Below are 6,236 nucleotides of genomic sequence, written 5' to 3'. Positions count from 1 at the left end.
GAGGTGTGTCGCGCCGCTGGGATACCTCGGTCTGCGTGGGGGTCACGTTCGCCCTCTTTTCGGCGTTCAGCCGCGGAACCAGTGCTGCGGCCGGGGGTGGATGTTCTGCCAGATGTGCTTGGGCTCTCGGTACTCGTTCAGGCCGGTCGGTCCCAGCTCGCGGCCCACGCCCGAGTGTCCGAAACCGCCCCATTCCGCTTGCGGCACATAGGGGTGGTAGTCGTTGATCCACACCGTGCCGTGACGCAGTCGCCGGGCGACCCGCTGGGCCTTGCCGGCGTCCTGCGTCCAGACGGCTCCGGCGAGGCCGTACTCGGTGTCGTTGGCGATCCGTACGGCGTCGTCCTCGTCGGTGAAGCGCTCCACGGTCAGCACGGGCCCGAAGGACTCCTCGTGCACCACACGCATGTCCTGCCGGCACTCGTCGAGGACGGTCGGCGGGTAGTAGTGGCCGCCCGCGAGGGCGGGGTCGGTGGGGCGCTCGCCGCCGCAGCGCAGGACGGCGCCCTCGGCGATGCCGGCCGCGACGTACGCCTCGACCTTGGCCAGGTGCTGGGCCGAGATCAGCGCCCCGGTCTCGGCGTCGGGGTCGAAGGGGCCGCCGAGCCGGATCTGGCGGGCCCTGCGCACGACCTCGTCGACCAGCCGGTCGTGCAGGGAGTCCTCGACGATCAGGCGGGCGCCGGCCGAGCAGACCTGGCCTGAGTGCAGGAAGACGGCGGTCAGGGCGAAGTCCACGGCCGTCTCGAAGTCGGCGTCGGCGAAGATCACGTTGGGGTTCTTGCCGCCGAGCTCCAGCGCGACCTTCTTCACGGTCGCCGCCGAGGTGGCCATGATCCGCTTGCCGGTCTCCAGGCCTCCCGTGAAGGAGACCATGTCGACGCCGGGGTGCTCGGAGAGCGGGGCGCCCACCTCGGGTCCGCCGCCCAGGACGAGGTTGCCGACGCCGGCCGGGAGTCCGGCCTCCTCCAGGGCCTTCAGCAGCAGGATGGAGGTGGAGGGGGTCAGCTCGCTGGGCTTCAGGACGAAGGTGTTGCCGGCCAGCAGGGCGGGGGCGACCTTCCAGGACGCCTGGAGGAGGGGGTAGTTCCAGGGGGTGATCAGCCCGCAGACGCCGACCGGTTCGTAGACCACGCGGCTCACGGCGTCGTCGCGGCCGGTGTCGATCACCCGGCCGGCGTCGGTTCCGCCGAGGCCACCGTAGTATCGGAAGCAGGAGACGACGTCGGCGATGTCGTACTCGCTCTCCACCAGCCGCTTGCCGGTGTCGAGGGACTCGGCGCGGGCGAACAGCTTGGCGTCGCGCTCGATGATGTCGGCGGTGCGCAGCAGCAGGGCACCGCGCTCCCGCTCGGGGGTCTGCGGCCAGGGGCCCTCGTCGAAGGCCCTACGGGCGGCGGCGATCGCCGCCTCGGTGTCGGGACGCGTCCCTTCCGATACGGTCGCGGAGAGCGTTCCGTCGGCGGGACATCGGATGTCACGGCGGCCTCCGGCCACCGGCTCCCGCCATTCACCGTCCACATACAGGTCTGCCACGCGCCAAGCCCTTCAGCTGGAATGCGTTGCGCATCGTGCATTCAATTGCTTGTGGTGGAACACCCTGGCCAATGTGCGGACATCCGTCAAGGGGTTGGCGGATGACGATTTCGCACGAGACCTTTCGACCCTTCTCCCTTGCGCACAGACCTTGACCGTGGACCCCGATCCGGCCAACTATGTTGCGCATCGCTCACAGAGTTGTGCATTACGCACCGACGGAGGAGGCCCATGTCCCCCCGACCTCAACCCGGCCGTGAGTACGTACTCACCCTTTCCTGTCCCGACAGCGCGGGACTGGTCCACGCCGTGAGCGGCTTCCTCGTCCGGAACTCCGGGAACATCCTGGAGAGCCAGCAGTTCGACGACCGCCTCCAGGGCCGCTTCTTCATGAGGGTCCATTTCGACGTCTCGGATCCGAGTGCCGATCTGAAAAATCTGCGTTACCGATTCGGTCCGGTGGCGGACGCCTATCGGATCTCCTGGACACTGCGGGACGCGTCGACCCCGACGAGGACCCTCATCATGGTGTCGAAGTTCGGGCACTGCCTCAACGATCTGCTGTTCCGCCGGCGCACGGGTTCCCTCAACATAGAAATCCCGGCGATCGTCTCCAATCACCGGGACTTCGAAGGACTGGCGGACACCTATGGCATCCCCTTCCATCACGTCCCTGTGACGAAGGACACCAAGCCCGAGGCGGAGGCCCGGCTGCTGGAGCTGGTGAGGGAACTGGACGTGGACCTCGTCGTGCTCGCCCGGTACATGCAGATCCTCTCGGACGACCTGTGCAAGCGGCTCGAGGGCCGCGCCATCAACATCCACCACTCCTTCCTCCCCAGCTTCAAGGGGGCGAAGCCGTACGACCAGGCCTACGACCGGGGGGTGAAGCTGGTCGGCGCGACCGCGCACTACGTGACGTCCGACCTCGACGAGGGCCAGATCATCGAGCAGGACGTGGTCCGCGTGGACCACTCCCTCGACCCGGGCGAGCTGGTCACGGTCGGCCGCGACGTCGAGGCGCAGGTGCTGGCGCACGCCGTGAAGTGGCACAGCGAGAGCCGCGTGATGGTGGACGGCAACCGTACGGTCGTCTTCCGCTGAGTCGTCCGGCGTCCTCCTGAGTCCTCCTGAGTCTTCCTGAGTCCTCCGACGGGGAGGGGGCGGGACCGGAATTCCGGTCCCGCCCCCTCCCCGTTCGTATACGGCTGTTCGTATACGGTTCCCGTCACTCCACGAGCCGGTCCAGCAGGGCCCGCCGCCAGCTCTCCGTCTCGGCGATCTGGTTGAAGGTGAACACATGGAGGCCCGCGACCCCCGCGGAGGGCGCCGTGAGGGCCTCCTCGGCCCGCCCGAGCAGTCGCTCGGGCGAGTAGCCCCCGGGCGTGGCGAAGCGCAGGAACCACGAGGCGTGCTTGGTGAGGAACCGCGTCGACTCCCCCACGCCGATCTTCGTCGCCATGGCGAGCAGTTTGGCCCGCTGGACGGGCCCGGCGACGCCCACGTGCACGGGCAGGACGACGTCCCGGCGCCGGATGCGGGCGATCCAGTCGCCCAGCACGCGCGCGTCGAAGCAGAGGTTGCTCACGATGTACGTGGCGTGCTCACGCTTGTCCCACATCGCCTGGATGGTGATGTCGTCGTGGATCAGGGGATGGCTCTCGGGGTAGCCGGTGATGCCGACGCGCGCGAACGGGCTGTCCAGCTCGGTCAGCCTGCGCAGCACCGGCAGGGCGCCGTGGAAGGCCCCGGCGGGCGGGTTCGCGTCGCCCGCCGGGACGAAGACGTCGTCGACACCGGCCGCGCGCAGCCGGCCGGTGACCTCCTTGAGGTGCGCGTCGTCCCGCAGCAGCCGTGCGGGCACGTGCGGGACGACGCGGTAGCCGTGCGCCCCGAGGCGCTCGGTGAGGGCGAGGGTCGGTTCCAGGCCCTTCACCGGCGACGCCGTCACGGTGACGACGACGTCGCGCGGCACATGGGCGAGGACCTTGTCCTCCGTCGACTTCGCGGGCAGCACCTCGTAGCGGACCCGCTCCAGGAGCGGCCGCAGCCCGTCGGCGGCCAAGGTCTACCCTGCCTGCCGCTGGGCGTCGCGGTGGCGGTAGTAGGCGGCCTTGGAGGGGGCGAGGGGCTCCTTGCCGAGGATCAGGTCGGCGGCCTTCTCCGCGATCATCATCACCGGGGCGTAGATGTTGCCGTTGGTGACGTACGGCATGACCGAGGCGTCGACCACGCGCAGGCCCTCCACACCGTGCACCCGCATGCTGGTGGGGTCGACGACGGACATCTCGTCGGTGCCCATCTTGCAGGTGCAGGAGGGGTGCAGGGCGGTCTCGCCGTCCTTGGCGACCCAGGCGAGGATCTCCTCGTCGCTCTCCACGGAGGGTCCGGGGGAGATCTCACCGTCGTTGTAGGGGGCCAGGGCAGGCTGGTTGAGCAGCTTGCGGGCCACCCGGATCGCCTCGACCCACTCACGGCGGTCCTGCTCGGTGGAGAGGTAGTTGAAGCGCAGGGCGGGGTGCTCGCGCGGGTCCTTGCTCTTGATCTTCACCGAGCCGATGGCGTCGGAGTACATCGGCCCGACGTGGACCTGGTAGCCGTGGCCGCCGGCCGGCACCGAGCCGTCGTAGCGGACCGCGATGGGCAGGAAGTGGAACATCAGGTTGGGGTAGTCCACGTCCTCGTTGCTGCGGGCGAAGCCGCCGGCCTCGAAGTGGTTGGTCGCGGCCGGGCCCTTGCGGAACAGCCACTGGAGCCCGATGAAGGGGGCGCGCCACTTCGCCAGGTACGGCTGCATGGAGACGGGCTGCTTGCACGCGTACTGGATGTAGACCTCGAGGTGGTCCTGCATGTTCTCGCCGACGCCGGGGAGGTCGTGGACGACGTCGATGCCGAGGGCGCGCAGTTCCTCGGCGTTGCCGACGCCGGAGAGCTGGAGGAGCTGCGGGGAGTTGATCGCGCCGCCGCAGAGGATGACTTCCTTGGCGCGGACCTGCTGGGGGGCGCCCCGGCCCTTGCGGTACTCGACGCCGACGGCCTTCTTGCCCTCGAACAGGACACGGGTGACCAGGGCGCGGGTGGTGACGGTGAGGTTGGGCCGCTTGCGGGCGGGCTTGAGGTAGGCCTTGGAGGCGGAGAGCCGGCGTCCGCGGGAGACATTGCGGTCGAACTTGGCGAAACCTTCCTGCCGGTACCCGTTGACGTCCTTGGTCGGCGCGTAGCCCGCCTCCTCGGTGGCCTTGAGGAAGGCGCCGAAGAGCGGGTTGTCGGCCGGTCCGCGTTCGAGGACCAGCGGCCCGTCGTGGCCGCGGAACTCGTCGTCCGGGTCGGCGGCCAGACAGTTCTCCATCCGCCGGAAGTAGGGCAGACAGTGGGCGTAGTCCCAGGACTCCATGCCGGGGTCGGCCGCCCAGCGCTCGTAGTCCAGGGGGTTGCCGCGCTGGAAGATCATGCCGTTGATGCTGCTGGAGCCGCCGAGCACCTTGCCGCGCGCGTGATAGATGCGCCGGCCGCCCATGTGGGGCTCGGGCTCGGACTCGTACTTCCAGTCGTAGAAGCGGCTGCCGATCGGATACGTCAGCGCGGCCGGCATGTGGATGAACACGTCCCACGGGTAGTCGGACCGGCCGGCCTCCAGCACCAGGACCCGGTTCGCCGGATCCGCGGAGAGCCTGTTCGCCAGTGCGCTGCCGGCTGATCCACCACCGACGATGACGAAGTCGTACTGCAGGGAAGCCATGGAGCCCTCGTCTCGCTTGCGCCACAGATAGTGCGACGCATGCTAATACCAGTAGCGCTATACGCACTAGGTTGCGAGCCACGCAACTTACGTGGCCTCGGTTTCGATCGGGTTACTTGCAAAGGCGTTGTTTACCGCACGTATAGTTGCGCTGTGAGCAACTACAGCACAGACACCGAAACGTCGAGTACGCAGTCCGGCGGCGTGCAGTCGGTCGACCGCGCCATCAGCGTGCTGGAAATCCTGGCCCAGCGCGGCGAGGCGGGCGTCAGCGAGGTGGCCGCCGAGATCGATGTTCACAAGTCCACCGCGTTCCGCCTGCTCGGCGCCCTGGAGACGCGCGGTCTGGTGGAGCAGGCGGGCGAGCGCGGCAAGTACCGGCTCGGCTTCGGCATCGTACGCCTGGCCGGCGCGGTGACGGGACGTCTCGACATCACCCAGCAGGGCCGCCCCGTGTGCGAGCGCCTCGCCGAGGAGATCGGCGAGACGGTCAACATCGCGGTCATGCAGGAGCACTACGCGATCAATCTGTACCAGGTGCGCGGTCCGGCGGCCGTCGCCGCGCACAACTGGGTCGGTGAGCTGACCCCGCTGCACGCGACGTCGAGCGGCAAGGTCCTGCTGGCCCATCTGCCCGCCGGGGAGCGGGCCGCGGTGCTGGCGAAGTCCGGCCTGGAGAAGGTCGGCCCGCACACGATCACCGCGAAGACGAAGCTGGAGAAGAACCTGGCGGAGGCCCGGGAGCGGGGCTACGCCTGGACGCTGGAGGAGCTGGAGATCGGGCTGCACGCGATGGCCGCCCCGATCAGGGACCGGGACGGCGTGGTCATCGCGGCGCTCAGCGCCTCGGGGCCCTCCTACCGCTTCACCGAGGAGCGGCTGCACGAGCTCTCCCCGATCCTCCTCAAGGGAGCGGAGGAGATCAGCCACCGCATGGGCTTCCTGGGCTGAGCCGGCCCGC

5 protein-coding genes are annotated in these 6,236 nt (G+C 69.1%); 2 read left to right on the top strand and 3 right to left on the bottom strand.

Features of this window, described 5'->3' with window-relative positions:
- Window positions 1–66 precede the first annotated feature (66 nt).
- The gene (locus AQJ58_RS36165) at window positions 67–1,536 is read right to left on the bottom strand and encodes an aldehyde dehydrogenase family protein (protein WP_067258171.1); all 1,470 of its coding nucleotides are present in this window, start codon (window positions 1,534–1,536) and stop codon (window positions 67–69) included.
- A gap of 231 nt (window positions 1,537–1,767) precedes the next feature.
- On the opposite strand from AQJ58_RS36165, the gene purU reads away from it, so the two are divergent.
- A complete protein-coding gene (gene purU, locus AQJ58_RS36160) occupies window positions 1,768–2,640 on the top strand; it encodes a formyltetrahydrofolate deformylase (RefSeq protein ID WP_067258168.1) in 873 nt (290 codons plus the stop codon).
- Between the two features lie 124 nt (window positions 2,641–2,764).
- Here purU and AQJ58_RS36155 read toward each other — a convergent pair whose 3' ends face one another.
- Together AQJ58_RS36155 and betA are read right to left on the bottom strand one after the other, a co-directional pair.
- Entirely contained in the window at window positions 2,765–3,601 is an 837-nt protein-coding gene (locus AQJ58_RS36155; protein WP_067258167.1) for a methylenetetrahydrofolate reductase, read from the bottom strand.
- Between the two features lie 3 nt (window positions 3,602–3,604).
- Complete coding sequence (gene betA / locus AQJ58_RS36150) at window positions 3,605–5,275, bottom strand: choline dehydrogenase (RefSeq protein ID WP_067258164.1); 1,671 nt, start codon at window positions 5,273–5,275, stop codon at window positions 3,605–3,607.
- Between the two features lie 204 nt (window positions 5,276–5,479).
- On the opposite strand from betA, the gene AQJ58_RS36145 reads away from it, so the two are divergent.
- On the top strand, window positions 5,480–6,226 hold the full coding sequence (locus AQJ58_RS36145; protein ID WP_067258161.1) for an IclR family transcriptional regulator: 747 nt from the start codon (window positions 5,480–5,482) through the stop codon (window positions 6,224–6,226).
- The last annotated feature ends 10 nt before the right edge of the window (window positions 6,227–6,236 follow it).

Source organism: Streptomyces sp. DSM 15324, from assembly GCF_001514285.1.
Taxonomy (GTDB): Bacteria; Actinomycetota; Actinomycetes; order Streptomycetales; family Streptomycetaceae; genus Streptomyces.
This window is presented reverse-complemented; position numbering and strand designations above follow the sequence as displayed.

Excerpts from the sequence above, each read along its gene's own strand:
- betA (WP_067258164.1), bottom strand. The coding sequence starts at position 5,275 with ATGGCTTCCCTGCAGTACGACTTCGTCATCGTCGGTGGTGGATCAGCC.
- purU (WP_067258168.1), top strand. The coding sequence starts at position 1,768 with ATGTCCCCCCGACCTCAACCCGGCCGTGAGTACGTACTCACCCTTTCC.